At 62.1% G+C, this 20,657-nt stretch carries 17 protein-coding genes; 6 read left to right on the top strand and 11 right to left on the bottom strand.

Annotated features, from left to right (window positions below; all coding sequences use genetic code 11):
* Positions 1-261 precede the first annotated feature (261 nt).
* Together NKI46_RS26640 and NKI46_RS26635 are read right to left on the bottom strand one after the other, a co-directional pair.
* Positions 262-1,638, bottom strand: coding sequence for an NAD(P)/FAD-dependent oxidoreductase (locus NKI46_RS26640; protein ID WP_023682452.1), 1,377 nt, complete (start codon positions 1,636-1,638; stop codon positions 262-264).
* Positions 1,639-1,664: 26 nt separating this feature from the next.
* Positions 1,665-2,492, bottom strand: coding sequence for a DUF2243 domain-containing protein (locus tag NKI46_RS26635; protein WP_023738736.1), 828 nt, complete (start codon positions 2,490-2,492; stop codon positions 1,665-1,667).
* A gap of 312 nt (positions 2,493-2,804) precedes the next feature.
* Here NKI46_RS26635 and ctaD point away from each other — a divergent pair, with 312 nt between their 5' ends.
* Positions 2,805-4,463: a cytochrome c oxidase subunit I gene (ctaD, locus tag NKI46_RS26630; RefSeq protein WP_023693467.1), complete on the top strand. Its 1,659-nt coding sequence runs from the start codon at positions 2,805-2,807 to the stop codon at positions 4,461-4,463.
* Positions 4,464-4,566: 103 nt separating this feature from the next.
* Here the strand turns inward: ctaD and sdhD are convergent, their stop codons facing one another.
* Positions 4,567-4,956, bottom strand: a complete 390-nt coding sequence (gene sdhD, locus NKI46_RS26625) for a succinate dehydrogenase, hydrophobic membrane anchor protein (RefSeq protein WP_027050929.1) — start codon at positions 4,954-4,956, stop codon at positions 4,567-4,569.
* Positions 4,957-5,611: 655 nt separating this feature from the next.
* Between sdhD and cphA the strand changes: the two genes are divergently transcribed.
* The 3 genes from cphA to NKI46_RS26610 are packed head-to-tail and all read left to right on the top strand — an operon-like array spanning position 5,612 to position 10,109.
* The gene (cphA, locus tag NKI46_RS26620; protein WP_352748800.1) at positions 5,612-8,389 is read left to right on the top strand and encodes a cyanophycin synthetase; all 2,778 of its coding nucleotides are present in this window, start codon (positions 5,612-5,614) and stop codon (positions 8,387-8,389) included.
* The gene (locus tag NKI46_RS26615; protein WP_023825538.1) at positions 8,389-9,288 is read left to right on the top strand and encodes an isoaspartyl peptidase/L-asparaginase family protein; all 900 of its coding nucleotides are present in this window, start codon (positions 8,389-8,391) and stop codon (positions 9,286-9,288) included. The genes cphA and NKI46_RS26615 overlap by 1 nt, the downstream gene beginning before the upstream one ends.
* Positions 9,285-10,109, top strand: coding sequence for a cyanophycinase (locus NKI46_RS26610; RefSeq protein ID WP_023710470.1), 825 nt, complete (start codon positions 9,285-9,287; stop codon positions 10,107-10,109). Before NKI46_RS26615 ends, NKI46_RS26610 begins: the two co-directional genes overlap by 4 nt.
* A gap of 196 nt (positions 10,110-10,305) precedes the next feature.
* Here the strand turns inward: NKI46_RS26610 and NKI46_RS26605 are convergent, their stop codons facing one another.
* Complete coding sequence (locus NKI46_RS26605; RefSeq protein ID WP_023730104.1) at positions 10,306-10,803, bottom strand: hydrolase; 498 nt, start codon at positions 10,801-10,803, stop codon at positions 10,306-10,308.
* Between the two features lie 39 nt (positions 10,804-10,842).
* A complete protein-coding gene (locus tag NKI46_RS26600; protein ID WP_023688540.1) occupies positions 10,843-11,013 on the bottom strand; it encodes a hypothetical protein in 171 nt (56 codons plus the stop codon).
* Positions 11,014-11,927: 914 nt separating this feature from the next.
* Between NKI46_RS26600 and NKI46_RS26595 the strand changes: the two genes are divergently transcribed.
* A complete protein-coding gene (locus NKI46_RS26595) occupies positions 11,928-12,752 on the top strand; it encodes an SIR2 family NAD-dependent protein deacylase (protein ID WP_023745098.1) in 825 nt (274 codons plus the stop codon).
* A gap of 129 nt (positions 12,753-12,881) precedes the next feature.
* On the opposite strand, the gene NKI46_RS26590 is transcribed toward NKI46_RS26595, so the two are convergent.
* The 3 genes from NKI46_RS26590 to NKI46_RS26580 form a co-directional block, all read right to left on the bottom strand.
* A complete protein-coding gene (locus NKI46_RS26590) occupies positions 12,882-13,949 on the bottom strand; it encodes a M42 family metallopeptidase (protein ID WP_023672671.1) in 1,068 nt (355 codons plus the stop codon).
* A 47-nt stretch (positions 13,950-13,996) separates the two neighbouring features.
* A complete protein-coding gene (locus NKI46_RS26585) occupies positions 13,997-14,425 on the bottom strand; it encodes a GFA family protein (protein WP_050588073.1) in 429 nt (142 codons plus the stop codon).
* Between the two features lie 69 nt (positions 14,426-14,494).
* Positions 14,495-15,106 (bottom strand): ATP-dependent Clp protease proteolytic subunit, encoded by a 612-nt coding sequence (locus NKI46_RS26580; protein ID WP_023672669.1) that lies wholly within the window; start codon positions 15,104-15,106, stop codon positions 14,495-14,497.
* Positions 15,107-15,550: 444 nt separating this feature from the next.
* Between NKI46_RS26580 and NKI46_RS26575 the strand changes: the two genes are divergently transcribed.
* A complete protein-coding gene (locus NKI46_RS26575) occupies positions 15,551-16,951 on the top strand; it encodes a Do family serine endopeptidase (RefSeq protein WP_023707500.1) in 1,401 nt (466 codons plus the stop codon).
* A gap of 182 nt (positions 16,952-17,133) precedes the next feature.
* Here the strand turns inward: NKI46_RS26575 and NKI46_RS26570 are convergent, their stop codons facing one another.
* The 3 genes from NKI46_RS26570 to NKI46_RS26560 are packed head-to-tail and all read right to left on the bottom strand — an operon-like array spanning position 17,134 to position 20,648.
* On the bottom strand, positions 17,134-18,099 hold the full coding sequence (locus NKI46_RS26570; protein ID WP_023672667.1) for an ABC transporter permease: 966 nt from the start codon (positions 18,097-18,099) through the stop codon (positions 17,134-17,136).
* A 3-nt stretch (positions 18,100-18,102) separates the two neighbouring features.
* The gene (locus tag NKI46_RS26565; protein WP_502896842.1) at positions 18,103-19,107 is read right to left on the bottom strand and encodes an ABC transporter permease; all 1,005 of its coding nucleotides are present in this window, start codon (positions 19,105-19,107) and stop codon (positions 18,103-18,105) included.
* Entirely contained in the window at positions 19,104-20,648 is a 1,545-nt protein-coding gene (locus tag NKI46_RS26560) for a sugar ABC transporter ATP-binding protein (RefSeq protein ID WP_023738745.1), read from the bottom strand. The genes NKI46_RS26565 and NKI46_RS26560 overlap by 4 nt, the downstream gene beginning before the upstream one ends.
* Between the last annotated feature and the right edge of the window lie 9 nt (positions 20,649-20,657).

Raw genomic sequence — 20,657 nt, 5'->3', positions numbered from 1 at the left:
AGTAGCAGGTGACGTCATGACGAGCTGTCTCTGAAGAGGAGGGGTTCAACAGATCCCGTTTCGAGGAGCCTGTGTTCATTTGTTCATATAGGGACGCAACGTCGTTGGTGCCATCCGGATCCATCAGGCCGGCACCGGATACAAGCTGGGAACCACCCGCCTCAACTATCGAGGTTCGGGCTGCCGTGGGACGACGGGCCGTGGCGGAATCCAGAGCTGACCCCCGCATCGCCACTGTCTCCGAACTGAGCACCCGGCAATCTAGTCAGTGCGGGCGGGCAATGCCGGGGCAGGGTCTGCCTTGGGTGGCAGCGGCTCTCTCGGGGCCGCTCCCGGCGACGATGTTGAACCCGGTTCGACTCGTTCCTCGGCGATAAGCCGGGCGCCACGCTCATAGGTCAGGTAGCGCCAGAGCCACTGGATCGAGACCTGGACGCGGTGCTGAAAACCGACGAGCAGATAAACATGGATGAGCGCCCAGGCAGACCAGGCGATCCAGCCTTTCAGTTTCAGCCTGCCCGATTCGAACACGGCAGCGTGGCGGCCGACAATGGCCGTGTTGCCTCGATTGCTGAAGGCAAAAGCCGGCAGCGTGTCGCCAGTATCTATCCGGCGTGCCAGTGCCATGCCGAGGTGCTCGCCCTGCTGCTTGGCGACCTGGGCAAGACCTGGCAATGGCTGGCCGTTCCCATCGAGGACCAGTGCGACGTCGCCAAGCGCGAATACATCGGGATGGCCGACGACCTGCAGGTCGGATTCGACCTTCACCCGACCGCCGCGGTCGAGCCCGACACCAAGCTGGGCGACCAGCGGAGAAGCCGCCACCCCGGCGGCCCAGAGCGTCAAGGCCACCGGGATCACCTGGCCGCCGACGGTGATCTGATGCGCTTCGATCGCCTCGACCCGGTTGCCGAGCGCGACCTCGACGCCCAGGCTTTCAAGGCGCAGACGTGCATATCTGGAAAGCTCCGGGGCGAATCCGGCGAGCAGACGCTCGCCGGCTTCTACCAGTATGATCCTTGTCTTCTCGGGCCGGATGTTGCGGAAGTCGCGCGCCAGTGTGTGCCGGCTGAGTTCGGCGATCGAGCCCGCCAGTTCGACACCGGTCGGGCCGCCGCCGATAATGGCGATCGTCATCAGCCGGGATTGCTCGACTGGATCGGTGGTCCGTTCCGCGTGCTCGAACGATAGCAGCAGCCGTGACCGGATCGTGCGCGCGTCCTCGATGGTCTTCAAACCGGGACAAACCCGAGCCCAGCTCTCCTGGCCGAAATAGAATGGCTGCGAACCAGTGGCCAAGACCAGGATGTCGTAGGGGACCGTGGTCCCATCGGCCAGCACCAGTATCCTGGCCTCGGTGCCGATCTCGGTGACATCGCCGAAGAGGACCTGAACCGAGGGATAGCGGCCCAGGATCTTGCGGATGGGCTCGGCGATATCAGGCGCCGACAAGGCGGCGGTTGCAACCTGATAGAGCAAGGGCTGGAACAGGTGGTGATTGTGGCGGTCGATGATCGTCACCCCGATTTCCGCCTTGCCAAGCGCCTTGGCAACCTCCAGACCGGCAAAGCCTCCGCCGACCACGACGATGCGCGGTGTCAGGCTCCGGCCGTGGCTGCTCTCGGTGGCGAACTGCATGCTTGATACTCCCCTCTGTCCGGAAGTCATAGCCTGGCAGGAGTGCCTCGCTGCTGGCTGGAGCTACTGCTCATTCCGGCGGCATCGGTCCAGGCGAGGCATCCGGCAATGACAGGCGTCGTGCTGACCACAAGGGCGCCGCGCGCGTGAAGGGATACCAACCCGCGCCATGAGACGCGGTCGACCGCCCAGATGGTGCCGCTGGCGTCGACCCATTTGAGATGGGCGTCGGCGACTTCAACGGCCCGCATCATCGCCGCCGGTTCCATCCCGGCCCGAAAGACGATGATGGAATTGGCGGCACCGTTGAAGAACGGGCCGGCGCCGGCTGCCAATCCCGCGAGCAGGACGATGCTGGTCAGCGCTGCCGAAGCACCGCGTGCCGGTCCGCCGCGGTTGGGCAGCACCAGCACCAACACAAGCGGCACGATGCCGAAGATGACCAGCCACGCGATATCCCAGGCGAGCGGCAAGTCGCTATTCATCTTGATCCGGTGCAGACCCAGCAGCCAGTGAAACACGACAGCATCGACGACATGCCAGACGCCGAACCCTGCGAAGGCGAGCCGCAGGATCTCCGTGGTGGTCCCGGGCCGCGCGCCGGCCGCCCTCGCGGCCACCAGCAGCACCGTGCCGGCGACGGCGAGCACATACATGAAAAGATGGAAGAGGCCGTCGGCCATGATCTGGAAGCGCAGGTCGGAACCCGCCGGATCGGCGACGCCCGAGAGAAGATGATGCCATTGCAGGATCTGATGCAGGACGATGCCGTCGAAGAAACCGCCGAGCGCGAAGCCGAGCAGCAGCCAGCCGGCTCGCGTCCTCGGGTCGAGTGTTGCGGTGATCGCGTCCATGTCAGGACCACCGGCTCCAGGCCGGGGCGTTCAGTTGCCTGGGCACCGACATGTCCGGCGGCGTGGGGTCATGGAGACCATGACGCGCCTCGAGCCAGAAGGCGGATATCAGCCCACCAACCACCGTCGTCAGAACCAGGGTCGCAGCAATTATCGCCAGCATGGACGTCGATCCTCAGCCGCGCAGGGTCGGCCGCGCGGAACCTAACAGCGGCTTCCGTGGAATGTTCCTGGCTGTCGGTTCGGTGGAGGGAACAATCAAGTTCCAGCACGGTTCGATGCTGGCGACGGACGGCTCAAGCGGAGAAGGTCATGAACGAATATACGGCGGCAGATCCGGACGGTCTCGACAGCCACCAGCCGACCGGCATCACCCGATGGCTGTTTTCGACCAACCACAAGGACATCGGCACACTCTATCTGGTCTTCGCTTTCATCGCGGGGGTGATCGGCATGCTCTTGTCGGTGAGCATGCGAATCGAGCTGCAGCAACCCGGGATCCAGTTTTTCCCCGGACTGGCGTCGATGATCTACGGTTACCAGGGCGACGCGGCGATCGACGCCGGCAAGCAGCTTTACAACGTCTTCACCACGGCCCACGCGCTGATCATGATCTTCTACACTGTGATGCCCGCCCTGATCGGCGGCTTCGCCAACTGGATGGTTCCGATCATGATCGGCGCCCCCGACATGGCCTTCCCGCGCATGAACAACATCTCGTTCTGGCTGCTGCCGCCGGCATTGATGTTGCTTTTGTTGTCGATCTTCATGCCCAGCGTCCCCGGCGGCTATGGCCCTGGGACCGGCTGGTTCCTGTACCCGCCCCTGTCGACCTCCGGCCACCCCGGTCCCGCCGTGGATCTGGTCATCCTGTCTCTGCACATCGCGGGCGCCTCCTCGATCCTGGGTGCCATCAATTTCATTACCACCATCTTCAACATGCGCGCGCCGGGGATGACCCTGCACAAGATGCCCCTGTTTGTGTGGTCGATCCTCATCACCGCCTTCCTGCTGCTGCTGGCTCTGCCGGTGCTGGCCGGCGCCATCACCATGCTCCTGACCGATCGCAATTTCGGAACCACGTTCTTCGCGCCGGACGGCGGAGGCGACCCGCTGCTGTACCAGCATCTCTTCTGGTTCTTCGGCCACCCGGAAGTCTACATCATGATCCTGCCGGCGTTCGGCATCGTCAGCCAGGTGATCTCGACCTTCTCGCGAAAGCCGATCTTCGGGTATCTCGGGATGGTCTACGCAATCGTGGCGATCGGGGTGATCGGCTTCGTCGTCTGGGCCCACCATATGTACACCAGCGGGATAGGCCTCGACACGCAGCGCTACTTCACCTTCGCCACGATGGTGATCGCAGTGCCGACCGGGATAAAAGTGTTCTCCTGGATTGCAACCATGTGGGGCGGTTCGGTCAGCCTGCGGACGCCGATGCTCTGGGCCCTCGGCTTCATATTCCTGTTCACCGTAGGCGGGGTGACGGGCGTTCAACTCGCAAATGCCGGCCTCGACCGTGAACTGCACGACACATACTTCGTCGTCGCGCATTTCCACTACATACTTTCACTGGGAGCGATCTTCGGCATCTTCGCGGGCTGGTATTACTGGTTTCCGAAAATGACGGGATATCTCTACAATCCGCTTCTGGCTGGGGTCCATTTCTGGACGACCTTCGTCGGCGTGAACCTCGTCTTCTTCCCCCATCACTTCCTTGGATTGGCGGGCATGCCGCGTCGCTATGTCGACTATCCCGACGCATTCGCCGGCTGGAACATGGTGTCCTCGTATGGATCGTACCTGTCGGCCGCGAGTGTCGTGATTTTCCTCTTCGGCATCTTGGAAGCTTTCTACCGGCAAAGAGCCGCCGGCATGAACCCATGGGGGCCAGGAGCTACCACATTGGAGTGGGAGTTGACCTCTCCACCCCCTTTCCATCAATGGGACAGGCTGCCGCAAATCAGATGAGGCCGGGTTGTCGAACTCCTTTGCGCAAGCCAGCCCGGTTCGCCGCTGAGGCGAACTTCAGCCTGCCGGTGGCAGACGTTGGCTGCAGCTGAGAACCGGATCGCTATCTGAAGCTGATTAACAGCACAGCGAACAAGCTTGCGAGCGCGACTGCCCAGCAGAATAACCAATTGGCGATCAGAAGAAGCGATTTGAGCACGGTGGCATGGCAGTAATCTTCGATGATCGATTGCATTCCAAGCCGCATGTGAACGCAGCTTACGAGAATGAAGCCAATAAGGGCTGGCGCGACATAGATCGATCCTACGACGCTGAGGACGGCGTCTCGAGGCTCACCGACCAGCATTATAACGACCGCGACGATGTAAATGACAAGGATCAACAGGGCAGCAGATGTCAGCCGCTCCAGCATGAACGTTTCGGTTCCGTGTTTCGCCGATCCAAGGCCCCGCACTCGAGCTAGCGGAGTTCTGATTGAGGGTCTGTCAGCCATGGCGTTTCCCCAAAATTACTTGGTTGCCTTGCGCGCAACTCAAGCTGTTGCTGTTTCGATGCCCGGGCCGCCGGTGCCGACGGATAGTGGGCAAGCACGGTCTCCAGTCGAGCAAGGCGGGCTTTGTGGGCGTTCAGTTCGTATCCTGAACGCCATCCAATTTGCCTGGGTCTGCCATCTCTGCATAACTCGCTTTCAAGCGCCGAGATACGAAGGCGGACCGCGTCGATCTCCTTGACAAGCGCGGCCTTCACCGATTTTCGACTCTGCATGGCTGTAGTTCCGGTGCAAGGATGGTTCCAAACCTGACGCGTCTGGAAATGTTCCCGGGTGCCGAAGGCGTGCTGAAGATTAATGCCTCAGTGCTGGACCCGCACAATGGGTCGCCATGAGATAAAGCGCACTAGCTGGACGGCCGCGGCGTGCCCGGCAAATGCATGTGAAGAGGAGCGAATGCCTGGCCCGCCTCGTCCCGAGGAGATAAGTAGCCCTTAGACCAGTGACCGCACGTGGCCGAGATAACCATAGGGTGTGCTTGGGACAACATATGTTAACGGCCACTTTTGTTTCTCTCTCCTGCAAAAATATTTGGGCTTAAAGGCCGGGAACTAACCGATCCTCCGGATGTTGCGGAGTTAGTCAGGAGAAACGGACTATGTCGGACAAAGAAATTCATCGGGGCGCCTCGCGTTTTCGCCCTATCCGCGTCGTGGACGCCCGCGTGTTTCGCGGGCCGCACCTCTATAGTATGACGCCAATGGTCCAGATTCGGATCGACCTCGGAGCCCTTGAGGCGTTCCCGACAGACAAACTGCCCGGGTTTTCCGAACAAATCGTCCGACTGTTGCCCGGCCTTGCGGGCCATGGCTGCAGCTATGGCGCCGCCGGCGGCTTCGTCCGCCGCATGCAGGAAGGAACCTGGCTCGGCCACGTCGTCGAGCATGTCGCCCTGGAACTGCAGAGCATGCTCGGTCACCGGGTGACACGAGGAAAGACACGGTCGGTCAAAGGCAGTCCCGGCACTTATAACGTCATGTTCGCCTACAAGGATGAGCTTGTCGGGCTGCTCGCCGGACGCGTCGCGCTCGAACTGGTGGACAGCCTGCTGCCGGCCAATCTGCATGGTGTCGAGGGGCTCGGCGACATTGCGGAAACGCAGGGGCCATTCGAGTTCGCAGCCAGGCTGCAGCAGCTCAAGCGTCTGGCCGCCGAGCGTGCCTTGGGGCCTACGACTGCTTCCTTGGTGCGCGAGGCCGAGAGGCGGGGCATACCCGCCGCGCGGATCGACGACAGCAGCCTCGTGCTGTTTGGTCACGGAAAGCATCAGAAGCGGATCCGCGCCAGTTGCAGCGACCTCACTTCCGAGATTGCGACCGAGATCGCCTCGGACAAGGACCTGACCAAATTCCTGCTGCAACAGGCCGGCCTGCCGGTGCCACGCGGGGAGCTGGTGCGATCGGCGCAGGACGCAGTCGCGGCGGCAGCACGGCTGGGCTACCCCGTGGTCACCAAACCACTCGATGGCAATCATGGAAGCGGCGTCAACATCGGTCTGGCAACAGAAGACGAGGTCCGCTGGGGCTTCGAACAGGCGCGAGAACACAGCCGTAGCGTTATAGTCGAGCAGCATTTCGTCGGCTCGGACCACAGGATCCTGGTGATCGGCGGAAAGGTGGTGGCGCTCGCCGAGAGGGTTCCGGCCCATGTGGTCGGCGATGGCCGGAGTTCTGTCGCCGAGCTCGTCGAGGAGACGAACCGCGACCCACGAAGGGGAGAGGGCCATTCCTCGGTATTGACCCGCATCGAGATCGACGAATGTGTCGAGCATTTCCTGTCAAAATCGCAGCTCACCCTGGCGAGCGTTCCAGCGCCGGGTCAAATGGTGCTCTTGCGGCCCACCGCCAATCTCTCCACCGGTGGGACCGCGATCGACCGAACGGAAGAAATCCATCCCGAAAACGCGCTGATCGCCAGGCGGGCGGCACAGATCGTCGGCCTCGACATTGCCGGGATCGACTTCGTCTGTCCCGACATCTCACGGCCGGTGAGCGAAACCGGCGGCGGCATCATAGAGGTGAATGCCGGTCCTGGCTTTCGCATGCATCTCGAACCCTCGTCGGGGCGCGCCCGCAACGTCGCACGGCCCGTGCTCGATCTTCTCTTCAAAGGCGGCAAGGACGGCCGGATTCCGATCTTCGCGATCACCGGGACCAACGGCAAGTCGACCACTGCCCGGATGCTGGCGCACATACTGCAGGCGAATGGCGCAACCGTCGGGCTCACCTCCACCACCGGCGTCTACCTGAACGGCGAGCGGATCATGACAGGGGACTGCTCGGGTCCGCAAAGCGCCAGGATCGTGCTGCGCGAGCCGGGCGTCGATGTCGCGGTGCTGGAATGTGCGCGCGGCGGGATCCTGCGCGAAGGGCTTGCCTTCGATGCATGCGACGTTGGCGCGGTGCTGAACGTCCACGGCGATCATCTCGGGCTGAGGGGCATCGACACGATCGAGGACCTGGCGGAGGTGAAATCGGTCGTGGTCGAGTCCGTCCGCCGCGGGGGATGGAGCATTCTCAATGCCGACGACGTCCATACGTCCGCAATGTCGCGCGATGCCGGCGGCAGGATCTGCTACTTCTCGCTGGCGAGCAGGAGCGAGTGGCCCGATTTCTTGCGCAGCCACCTGGCGGAAGGCGGCCGCGCCGTGACGCGGGAGCCCAGCAGCGACGGCTGGGACATTTTCATCCACGAGGATGGGGAATCGATGTTCCTGATGAGCGTCGACGAAATTCCCGCGACCTTCGAGGGTTCTGCCGAATTCAACGTTGCCAACAGCCTGGCAGCCGTCGCCATGGCGCATTGCCACGACGTTCCGGCGGCAACGATCCGGGCGGCGCTGGCCGAGTTTGGCACCTCGTTCGAGCAATCTCCCGGTCGCCTCAACGTCTTCGACGGGCATGGTTTCCGCACCATCGTCGACTATGCGCACAATCCGGAGGGGCTGAAGGCGCTCGGAAAGCTGGTTTCCCACATGAGGCGCGGCTATCAGCGCACGATCGGCCTGGTCGCCATACCGGGCGACCGCCGCGATTGTGACATACGCGAGATGGGCGCGATCGCTTCGCGGATATTCGACGTCATCGTCTTCAAGGAGGATGAGCAGGAGATGCGCGGCCGAGCCCCCGGAGCGATCGCCGGCTTGCTGCGGGAAGGTGCCTTGAACGCCGGCTGCGCCCCAGGCCGCATACACGCCGTCTGTCCCGAGAAGGAGGCCGTCGACGTGTGTCTCCGGCTTGCTCGGGAGAACGACCTTGTCGTGCTCACCGTCGACGACGTTGAAGCCGTGTGGCGGCAGGTAACCGGCTTCGGAGGCGCGACGCCTTCGAGGGGAGGGCCCGATCAGACCCATATTCGCCATCTGAGGGCTGGCTGATGTGGTCGCTGATCCTGCACGGCGGCGCCAAGGAGATCGATCCGCAAGAGGAGGAGGCGCATCGCAACGGATGCATCGAGGCACTCGAGGCAGGTCGGGCCGTCCTGGCCGGCGGCGGAACGGCGGTCGATGCCGTGGAAGCGGCCGGTCGCATCCTCGAGGCGGACCCGACGTTCAATGCGGGATATGGAAGTGCCCTCAATTCGGACGGCGAGGTCGAGATGTGCGCTGGCCTGATGGAGGGCAGGGACTTCAATGTAGGTGCCGTCGCAGTGATCAAGGGCGTGCGCCATCCAATCAGTGTCGCGAAGGCCATGCTGCATGAGGAGCCGATCCTGCTGGCGTCGGAGGGGGCCCGGCGTTTCGCCGCCGACAAGCAGCTGGAGCTTTGCGATCCGGCGGATTTGATCACGCCGCAGCAGCGCGACGCCTCCAGCAAGTCGGAGGCGAAGGATACGATCGGTGTGGTTGCCCTGGATCAGTACGGGGACATCGCCGTCGGCACTTCGACCGGCGGACTGGACGGCAGTGCTCCGGGTCGTGTGGGGGATTCTCCGCAACCCGGTTGCGGCTACTATGCCGACAACCAATTGGGAGCCGTCGCCTTCTCGGGAGACGGTGAGCATATTGCGCGAAAGGCTCTCGCGGCCCGTGTCATGCAGGCACTCTCGGCGCGGCAGGCATTGTCCTCGGGGCAGGCTGAAGGCGGCCTGGAGCAGGTGCTGTATCCCGCGCTCAAGGAAGTCGAGGCGATCGGCGGCGAAGCCGGAGCCATCGTGCTTACCGCGACCGGCGTGTCTGGATGGGCGCATAACAGCAGGGAGTTCGCAGTCGCATTCATGACCAGCGAGGACAACCACCCACACGTTTTCCTGCGCAAGAAAGACGTGGACAAATGACCGACAAGAAGAAAAAACGATCCTCGAACGGTAAAGCCGGAACGCTCGTCATCATCGGCGGCCACGAGGACCATGATGGCGATCGTGTCATCTTGAAGGAGGTGGCGAGCCTGGTTCCGAACGGCCGCCTGGTGCTTGCCACCATCGCGTCTCATGAGCCGGATGGCTATCTCGAGAAGTATCAGAGGTCCTTCGGTGAGCTGGGCATCAAGGATGTCATCGAGCTCTACGTCAACGACCGCCTCGAGGCAGCTCATGAAAAGAAAATAAGTGCGCTCGCAGACGTGAGTGCGGTGTTCTTCTCCGGGGGCGACCAGCTCCGGATCACCAGCCAGATCGGCGACACGCCCATCGACGAGCGGGTGCACGAAATCTATGAAGCCGGAGGCGTCATTGCCGGCACCTCCGCGGGCGCGTCGGTCATGAGCGACACAATGATGGTGAAGGGGCCGAACGCAGCGTCCTTTCGGATCGGCCACATTCGCATGGCGCCGGGACTGGGCCTGCTGCCGAACGTCATTATCGACCAGCACTTTGCGGAACGTGGCCGCATTGGGCGGCTCATCGGGGCGGTGTCGCAGAACCCGCGCGTCCTCGGCATCGGCATTGATGAAGACACCGCGATCGTGGTGAAGGGCGAGATGTTCAAGGTCATTGGCAGCGGCGCTGTCTATCTGGTCGACGCAGCCGGCGTGACCCATTCCAACATCGCGGAAGGTGAGCCTGATGCCGCCCTTTCGATTCATGATCTGAGGGTTCACGTGCTGAGCTCAGGCGATGCGTTCGATCTCGCGCTGCGACGGCCGGTGGGGCTTCCGTAAGACTTCGCCGCACTCAAGCTGATGGTGTGGCGCGGTCCGCGTACCGCGAAAACCGCATATATGAAGCAGTTCTCCTATTTGAAGTCGCCCAACCAGGATTGTCGCGTTGTTGCAGGCCCGGCAGGATTACAGACGGCCTCTCGTCGGCTCGAATCCCGCAAAGCTGAGACCTTCGCTCGCCCGGCGTTCTGCCGGGCTAACCCCGCCGGCGACTGGCCTGAATGGCAGCAAAGGTTACCGGACGATACCCCCATGCGTCGACGCCGACATCATGCTGGCGCGTCATCGGCTTCAGACGACCGTGCGAATGACCGTGCAGGTTTACCGATCTCTTGCCGATCTGGTTCCAGGTGCGAAAAGGATAGTGACACAGAACCAGCAAGCTGCCCTCGACAAGAAGCTCCATATAGTGGTGCACGCTCGCCCAGGCCGGGTCGCCAATGGTGGCAGCGCCATCATTGTTGCCAATTATCAGGTGCTTGGACCCGTTAAGAGACGACAGCAGTGAAGACACGGTCTCGGCTGGACCCTTGGCGAAATCGCCGAGGTGCCAGACCTCGTCGTTCGGGCCAACCGTTTCGTTCCAAAACGCAACCAGCGCCTGGTCATGCTCGACCAACGAGGCGAAGGGACGCCGGTCGAGGCGCAGAATGCGCGGATCGTTGAAATGCGTATCGGAAGTGAAGAAGATCATGCGCCGCGGCCGGCTGCGACGCGCGACCGGCGATCGCGTCTAAATGCCGGAGCGCTCTTCGGCTTCATCATCGATCCCAATCGGGGCTTCCCTGAGCATCTTGAGTGCCTCTTCCTTCGTAAGGCCGCACTTGCGCGCGAAGTAGAGCGCCTCGATCGCCTTTTCGCGATCCGCCGTGGATTTTGCGTGCTGTTTGGGCTTTTTGCCCATCGTTCTCTGCCACCTTCCGAGGCCACCAAACCATCACAGTGCCGCGTTGTTCCCGTGCATCGGCTGACCTGCCGGACTGCGCGAATGCCGATGTCGCCGGCATCCCGCGAGCCCCGGACAGCGCGTATATCAGCCGGCTCGCGACAACGGCGGAGCGACTCCAACCCCGACAGCGTGAATTCAAACGAAAGCCCGCGCCGTGGGAGGGGCCGGCGCGGGCGATCGGGCTACCGATCTTGCAGCGCGGGGGTCGACCGCTGCATGGCTCGAACTGTGCAAGCGAGCATTTGTTCCGGGCCGCATGCAAAGCATCGGCGTTTCATTGCAATTCTGGGGGACACAACCAGCATTTCGCTTCAGTCCGCCGCCGATGTGGGAGGATGAATACCGCCTTGCGCTAATTCGTCCGCCCTGGACACGAAACCAACCGCGCATTGAGCGCGTAGCTTCGGCGATTTAAAAACACCTGCACTGGAATATTTCCGGGCGCATGGAACATCTCCGGCCGCTGATGTTTAGGCCGGAATGACGATGATCTCTGTTCTTACAATGATTTACTCTCTCGCCATCTTTATCGGCGCGAAGCGGCGCAACCTCTTGGTGAATGCGAAACTCGACAGAGTTTTGCGCAATATGGCTGGCGCAGAACTGAATCAACGTGGCCAGTAAACCGCAACACCGCCGGTTCCAGTTCACAGCCAGTGTCCTCGCGGCCGCTACCTCGGTTCGGGTGGCAAGCGGCTCGGCAGGACTGCAAGGGCCGCCCCCTCTGGGCTGGCTGGTGCGTGGTCGACCCGATTTCGTCGATGAGGGCGGAGCACGCTGGCTCGAATTGGGGAGCCGCGTCCACGATCCCCGCACCGGGGCACGCACCTTAGGTCCGGCCCACGCGAGTGGCTTCGGAGGACCTATCCATGAACGATGATGATCCTATAGATTCGCTCGCCAATGCAATTCGTCATCGCAGCGCAATTTTGTTTGTGGGGGCGGGGGTATCGATCAGCGTCGGACTTCCGTCTTGGGAGAAACTCATCGAGCGAATGGCAAAGGAGCTCGGCGTCGACGATGAATTTTCCACGCGACGCGATCGTTTTCAGACCTTGGCCGAATACTATCGGATCAAGCATGGCAGTATCGGACCACTTCGCAGTTGGATGGACAGAAACTGGTCTGTCGCCAAGGAACGGATTGAGAAATCGGAATTGCACCGACTCATCGTGACGCTCGATTTTCCCGTCATCTATACGACGAACTATGACCGGAACCTGGAACTCGCTTTTGAAATCCACGGTCTAGAGTACGTGAAAGTGGCCAACGCACGGCACGTTGCGCAGGCCCGTCGAGGCGTAACGCACATCGTGAAATTTCACGGCGACTTTGACGAGGACTCTTCCCTTGTCCTCACCGAAACCGACTATCTTGACCGCCTGTCCTTCAATTCTCCCCTTGATGTCCGCTTTCGCTCCGATGCTCTCGGCAGCACGATCCTGTTCATTGGCTATAGCCTCTCCGATCCAAACATCCGGCTGCTGTTGCACCGGCTTTGGCAGACCTGGCACCGGTCTGGATATGAGAAAGATCGTCCCCCTTCGTTCATCTTCATGCCCAGCCGCAACCCTGTGGAGGAGGCCGTGCTTGGGCGCTGGGGTATTTCGGTGCTCGTTGGCGCAGGTGATGATCCTGAAGCCGGTCTGACGGACTTCCTCAGGCGTTTGGTGGAAGCGGTGGGGGTGACCTGAGGCGCGCTCCCCAGTGGACTGCAGTTGGGTTTTCTCAGGTGCGCGGTGACCGACGCACCAGGCGGTGGCCGACAGGCACCAGATCAGCGACTGTTGGAGCTAGGACTTCCACAATCAATCCCGCCGCGATCATCTTGGCGTGAAGTCGATCTCCGGCGTCAATTGCCGGCAATATGCACAAACAAGGTCAATCGTCGTTTGCACATCATCCAGGCAAACAACTTCGGACGGGGTATGCATGTAACGCAAAGGCACGGAGAGCACTCCACTTGCGACGCCGCCTCGGTTCTGCTGCATGACACGCGCGTCGGTAGGGCTTGAGCTGCCCACCGCCTGAAGCTGATAAGGTAGGCCCTCTTTCTCGGCCACCGACTTCAGCAGATTGAACACCACCGGGTTGGTGTTCGCGCCTTGAGTGATTGCCGGCCCTTTCCCAAGGTCCAGTTTGCCCTGATCCTCGGCGCGAGCGCGCGGATAGTCCATCGCCACGCCCATATCGATTGCGAGGCCGGTTCGAGGTGCGATGTTGAACGCTGAGGTCATCGCGCCTCGGGACCCAATTTCCTCTTGAACCGTACCCAGGATATAGAGGCCCACGCCGGGGTGAACGCCTCCCTCCTCGGAGAGGCAGCGCAGGACCTCGGCGCCGATGAGGAGGCCAACCTTGTTGTCGAACGCTCGTCCGACAGCAAGGTTGCCCTGTAGCGCCGCAAACTCGCCGTGGATAGTGACCGCGCTGCCGACCTCTACGACCTTCAACGCTTCCTCTCGCGAACTCGCGCCGATATCGATCCATAGTTCCATCAGCGAGGGAGTTTGAGACGTGTCAGAGGCTTTGAAGGTCTGGATTGCTTTGCGACCTACGACGCCCAGGATCGGCTCCTTGCCGTGCACCCAGACACGCTGGCCGATTTCAGTGGCAACGTCCGTTCCACCTATGGTGCTGAAGAAAAGAAAGCCGTCATCGTCGATGTAATGGACGATGAAGCCGACCTCATCCATGTGCCCGGCATACATGAAGCGCATAGACGCCTCAGGATTGATGATCGCCGTGACATTGCCCATGACGTCCGTCGTCAACCTGTGGGCATACGGACGAACATACTCGCGGAAAAGCTCCGCTACGGGTTGCTCAAAGCCGCTCGGCGACGGGGTCGCCACAATTTCCTTCAAGAACTTGAGTGATTCATCGCGCATCAAGCTGACTTTCACGGTTCAAGGGGTGGAGGGCCATTCGAGCATGGTCATACTCGTCGGGCTTCGCGCCAATTTTGGCCTTCTTCGGTGCGATCGCCCGCGAATTGGTCAGCCCAAGGCAGGTTGTGGAGCCAGGCTTCGCGCCGGGGGGTCCAAAGCTCGTATGTCGGGAGAAGGTCGTTTGGCGCATCGTCGAGAGTGCCGATCATGATCTCGGCTTCGTCGTCGCGGAGATTCACCACGCGCGACCCGCATGCCGGACAAAAACCTCTGCCGTTGAACGCCGCAAGCTCGCCCTTGCACTGGTAAGCCGACCGTGGCCACACGGCAAAGGCACTGTAGGTGCTGCCGCTGGTTCGCTTGCAATCCTGGCAATGACACAAGCCAACGCGCAACGGCGCGCCGGCAACAACATACCTCACAGACCCGCAAAGACAGCCGCCGGTCCGCTCTATCTTGTCAACCTCGTCGTTCATGGTCGCCGCCGACATGAGTGAGGGGAAACGTGTTGGACTCCGCTCTGCCGTTTCCATCGAGGCATCAAGTTAATGGGCAATGTCTTCAACAAGGCCTAGCTCCAAAGCTCTTGCTGCCATCAGGTAGCAGCTGTTCAGGGCATGGTCGCGCAGCTCTTCCAGCGATGTTCGAGAACCTTGGACGAGATCGGCGAACCCTTCATTCTCGAGTCGCTCTGCCGTTTCCAACAGCGCAAGTTGTTCGCGAACGATCTGAAGACAGCTTCGAATTGGTCCATTCAGAACCAAGTCTTTCTCAAGCCTTCTTTCATGAATCAGCAGGACTGCTTGCGGGCAAAGGAACCTGCAGGCTTTCGGGAAAGCGGCAAGGACCGTTACCCCGGCAGAGTAAACCGTATTCTTGCCAATGATGTAGCCGTTGCGGCCCGAGTGTTTCAGAAAAAGTTTGAACTCTAGAGCTAGACGTCGCGCGCCGTCGGCGTCGCCTCCGGGCGTGTCGATTTCAACGTAGAGATCGTCTTCCCCGGAACGCACGGCTTTCAAATCGTCCAAGGCTTTGGTGACGACAGTGTCATCAATCAAGCCGTGTATACGCAAGTTTGGATCGAACAAAAGCCGGTGAAGGTCTGGAGCGGGCGGCGGGGAGACGGTGTGTTCGGCTGACTGGGGCAACAGGTCCATATAGGCATCCTCATTATGGGGCCGAACTTAGTTGGTACCCTTTTGTTCCCTTGAGGGAGTTCGAGCGGTGGTGATCACAGCCGCGTCTCTCAGCGGCTGTGGAGCTCCCTCTTTCATTGCAGATCCTTTTCGCACCAGGGCCGGTAGAGGCACCTCAGCCGCTAGGTTGGCTCCATGGGCATATCGGGCATTTGCCGGAGCTGACGCAGTCGCTTTGCTGATTTCTGCTACGTCCGGGACCAGTCCTGTGGACGGTTGAACTCGACGGCCTCAATGGTTCCCGGCTGCTGCCTTCCGGACCCCCGCGGTCGGGCTATTTTTCCTGGCCGTGCCATTTTTCCGGGGGGCTGAAACAAACAGCTTTGTTGGCAGTTCTAGCGTCCGGAGCACCGGCTCCGCGCGGCGCGGCCGAGCGGCCGGGGCTGTCCGGCAGGAGGTCCAGCAATGTCTCACGATATGCAAAGACGATTTGCAACGCGCTTGATCGCGGTTGCGCTGATGCTCTCGGCCAGTGGCGTGGCGCCTGTCCTGGCCCAGGATACCCCGACCGACTTCACAGCGATCATCCAGCAGAAATTGCCGGCCGTGGTCGCGATCACGACCCGGGAGGTTGTCCAGGACCAGACGACGGCGGGCGACTTTACAAGTCCGTTCGACGGCCAGGGCCTCGGACCCGTTCAGCCGCAGGTGAGGGAGGCGCTTGGCTCCGGATTTGTGATCAGTGCCGACGGCTACATCGTCACCAACAACCATGTCGTTGCCGATGCGACAGAGATCCATGTCGTATTTTCCGACAAGGAAACGGCGCCGGCGCAATTGGTCGGCCGTGACCCCGCCACCGATATAGCGGTGCTGAAGGTCGACCCGCGGCCCAACATGACCACGACCAAATGGGGTGACTCGGATGCAATGCAGCCGGGCGCATGGACAATCGCGATCGGCAGTCCCTTCGGGCTCGGAGGGACTGTCACTGTCGGCGTTCTTTCGGCCCGCTCGCGAGACATTCAAGCCGGGCCGTACGACGATTTTCTCCAGACGGACGCGTCGATCAACCGAGGCAACTCGGGCGGTCCGCTGTTCAACGCACGTGGCGAGGTGATCGGCGTCAACACCGCCATCGTCTCGCCGTCCGGCGGCAGCATCGGGATCGGGTTTGCGGTGCCATCGCGCACCGCCCAAAGCATCGCCGACCAGTTGATCAGAACCGGCCGGATCGAGCGTGGCTTCATCGGGGTCCGCCTGCAGGACATCACGCCGTCGCTGGCTGAGGCCCTCGGGATGAAGGATGACAAGGGCGCGCTGGTTGCTTCGGTCGAGCCCGGCAGCCCGGCGGAGAAAGCCGGCTTGAAGCCGGGTGACGTGATCACCCGGTTCAACGGCAAGGGCATTGAGGGTGTCCATGACCTCACGCTTGCGACGGCTAGCCAGAAGCCTGGCAGCAAGGCCACTCTGACACGGAGTAACGGCGGCAAGGACCAGGAGATCGCGCTTGTCATCGGTGAGCGCAAGGATGCGGAGGTGAAGACCGGCGCTGTTCCCGACAAGAAGTCGGCGGCCGAAGGCCTCGGCCTATCCCTCAGCCCGATTCCGGATCAGGCGCGTCAGCAGCTAGGCATCAAATCAGGAACAACCGGCGTCTTCGTCGTGGAAGTGGTTCCCGATGGCCTTGCCGCCCGGAGCGGATTGCAGCCCGGCGATGTCATCATATCGGCCAACAATCGCCGCGTGACGGAGCCTTCGGATATCGTCGAGGAGTGGGCGAACTCTCGCCGGCAGAGCAAGCCCATCCTGTTTCGGCTGGAAAGGCAGGGGCAGTCCGTGTTCGTGGCGGTCGCCGGGAAATGACCGTCTCCAGGACGGCCATGTGACTGCACCAGGATCCGCTTGCGGATCCCGCTCCAAGGGTGTCGGACCCCAGGTGCACCGGGGAAGCATCGCCGCAGAAAGTCTGCGGGATGCGCTCATCGGCCGGGTGCGCACGCGCACTGATTCTGCAGCGCCATCGTGCTCGAAGGCGCTCGCCATCCTCAGGCAGTTTCGCGCCTTGCCGTAAGCCGTGCCTGGAGAAGGACGACGACGAGCAAAAACAGCCCGCGGATCACCGACTGCCAGTAGGCTGACAGCGAAATCCAGCCCATGCCGTTTTCGAAGTTCAGGACGTTGAAAAGGATCCCGAGCAACAGCACGCCGGCCAGCGTGGTCAACACCGAGCCAGAGCCGCCGGTCAGCAGCGTCCCGCCCACGACGACCGCTGCGATGGCAAACAGTTCCCAGCCGACGCCCTCGATCGGCTGGCCTGCGCCGAACTGAGAAGCGAGGACGACGCCGGCGAGCCCGGCCAGGCACCCGCTTGCGACATAGACGAGAAATTTGACGCGGTCCGTGCGCAGCCCCATCAGCCGCGAGGCATCCTCGCCGCCGCCGATGGCCAGCACCGTCCGTCCCGTGCTGGTGTAGTTCAGGACCACTGAGCCGACGGCATAGGCAACCAGGGCGATGACTGCCGGAATCGGGAAAATCCAGAAATTCCCTTGGCCGATGGCGGTGAAACCCGAATCGTAAGACACCGAAACGGTCTGGTTGCCGGCCAGAAGCAGCGCCGAGCCGCTTGCGGCCAGCATGGTGGCAAGCGTGGCGATGAAAGGCATCAGGTTGCCGCGCGTAACCAGGAGCGCGTTGATCAGCCCGGCTGCTAGGCCGGCGCCAACGCCCGCTGCAAGGCCTGCCACGATGCCGTGCGGGCTCGCCAGGGCCGACGCGACGCTGCCCAAGGCGGCGACGGAGCCGACGGACAGGTCTATGCCGCCGGTCATGATCACGAAGCACATGCCGAGCGCGACGAGCGCGAACATCGAGTTGTAGCGCAGAACACTCATCACGTTGAAGAGGCCGAGGAAGCGGTCGTAACGCAGGAATCCGAACAGGACGAGGGCTGCAAGCGCGATGACGACACCATAGGTGCCGATGATGCGAACCAGTCTGGCGCTGTTCATGAATTACCCCCGGTGTTGCTGCTGCAGCCAGACGGCGAATGCGATGATGCCGGCCTTGACGACGAGCGCAGCGGCGTCGGGCACGCCATTTGCAAGCAGCGTGTAGCGCACCAACTGGATGGTCAGAGCGCCCAGCAGGGTGCCGATGATTGTGGCCTTTCCACCACTCAACAGCGTGCCGCCCACCGCGACCGCCGCGATGGCGTCGAGTTCCATGCCCAGCCCGACGAGATTGGCGTCGCTGGAGGAGTTGATCGCAATGACGACGAGACCGGCTAGCCCCGCGCACAGGCCGCTGATCGCATAGACGGCGAGCTTGATCCTCGATACGGCGATGCCGGCGAGTTCAGAGGCCTTTTCATTGCCGCCGACCGCCAGGATGCTTCGCCCGAACACTGTGCGGTGAAGGGCCCAAGCGGCCGCCGCAACCAGCACGGCCATGATGATGACCTGCGCGGGAATGCCGAGCGGGCGGGCAAGTCCGATCCACTGGAATTGCGGCACGCGGAAGGTCTGCAGATTGCCGTTGGTCATGACCTGCGCGATCCCGCGCCCGGCGATGAACAGCACGAGCGTTGCAACAATAGGTTGGATGCGGAAACGCGAGACCAACCAGCCATTGAACAGCCCGAACAGGCCGGCGACGAGGATCGAGGCAATCATCGCGACGGCTACCGCCAGATAGATGTTTCCGACCGGGAAGATCGTGCCCATGAAGATCATCGGCGCCAATGCGCCGGAGATCGCCATCAGCGAACCAACCGACAGGTCGATGCCGCCGGTGGCGATCACCAGGGTCATCCCCACCGCGACGATCACAATCGTGCAGACCTGGGTTAGGTTGACGTTGAGTGTCTGCAGCGTCGCGAAATTGCGCGTATAGGCAAGGTTGAAGACCACCAGCAGCACAAGCGCGATCACCGTGCCGTAGCGCGCCAGGAAACCGAACACATCAAAGCGGCGGTTTCCAGCGTCGTTGGCTGCGGATGGTGTGGCCAGATCGCTCACGCTGCCTCCTTCGCCGCGCCGCCATGCGCCATCGCCGCGAGCACGTCCTCCTCGTCGGCTGCCTGGCCTTCCAGTTCGGCCACCCTCACTCCTTCGCGCAGCACGAATATGCGGTCGGCTCCTTCCATCACTTCCTCGAGTTCCGAGGAGATCATCAGCACGCCGAGCCCGTCATCGGCAAGCTTGCGGATGAGGCGCTGGATCTCGGCCTTGGCCCCGACATCGATGCCGCGCGTCGGCTCATCGAGAATGAGCAGCTTCGGGTTCATTGCCAGCCAGCGGGCAAGCAGCACCTTTTGCTGGTTGCCGCCCGACAACTCGCGGACCTTCTGGTTAGGCCCCGAGCATTTGATGTCGAGTTCACGAATGAAGCGCTCGACGATCTCCTTCTGCCGGGCCTCGTTCAGGATGCCATTGCGGCTGATTTTCGGCAGCAGTGCCAGTGTTATGTTCTCCGCGACGGTCATTTCCGGCACGATGCCCTCGGCCTTGCGGTCCTCAGTGCAGAAGCCCATCCCTGCGGCGATGGCATCAGCGGCACGTGCGGGGTGGTAGGACGCGCCCTCCATCGTCATCTCGCCTGCGCTCCGGCGGTCGGCGCCGAATACGAGGCGGGCTGTTTCGGTGCGGCCGGCGCCGAGCAAGCCGGCAAAGCCGGCGATCTCGCCGCGGCGCAGGTCGAAGCTCACGTCACGCACCAACTGGCCGGCCGCCAGCCCTTGCGCGGTAAACAGCACATCACCGATCCTCGACCGATCGCGTTCGCCGAACGCGGTCGCATGGCCTTCGACGGCTGCGACGTCGCGGCCGAGCATGGCCGCGACCAGCTCCAGCTTGCCGATGTCGCTCATCGCCGCGCTTCGCACCGTGCGGCCGTCACGCATGATCGTGACCCGGTCGCAGACCTCGTACAACTCGTCGAGCTTGTGGCTGACGAACAGAACGGAGACGCCGTCGGCCTTGAGCTGACGGATAACGCTGAACAAGACCGAGACTTCACGCTCGTCTAGCGAGGAGGTCGGCTCATCCATGATCACGAGGCGGGCGGAAAAGCCGATGGCGCGGGCGATCGCCACCATCTGCTGCGTGGCGGTGTTGAAATCGCTGAGCGGGCGGCGCACGTCGATGCCGATCGAGAAGCGGCTGAGCAGGCGCTCGGCTTCCGCATGCATCGCGCTCCAGTCGAGCAGGCCGCGGCGGCGCTTCTCGCGTCCAAGGCAGATGTTCTCGGTCACCGAGCGCAGCGGTACGAGATTGATCTCCTGGTAGATGGTGCTGATGCCGCTGACCTGCGCCTGATGCGGAGACCCAACTTCGAACGGCTTCCGTTCGAACAGCACCTGCCCCGCATCCCGGCGGTAATAGCCGGTGAGCACCTTGATAAGTGTCGATTTGCCCGCACCGTTCTGGCCGATGAGTGCGTGGATCTCGCCCGGAAGAACCTGGAGCGAGGCATCGGCCAGGGCAGGGATGCCGGCAAAACGCTTCTGGATGTTACGCATGTCCAGGAGCAGCGCGGCTTGGTCCGGCTGAGCGGTCATCGTCAAACT

The sequence above is a fragment of the Mesorhizobium sp. M0615 genome (assembly GCF_040320805.1).
In the GTDB taxonomy this organism is placed as follows: Bacteria; Pseudomonadota; Alphaproteobacteria; order Rhizobiales; family Rhizobiaceae; genus Mesorhizobium.
Note: the sequence above shows the minus strand (reverse complement) of the source record. Positions and strands in the feature narration are given on the sequence as shown.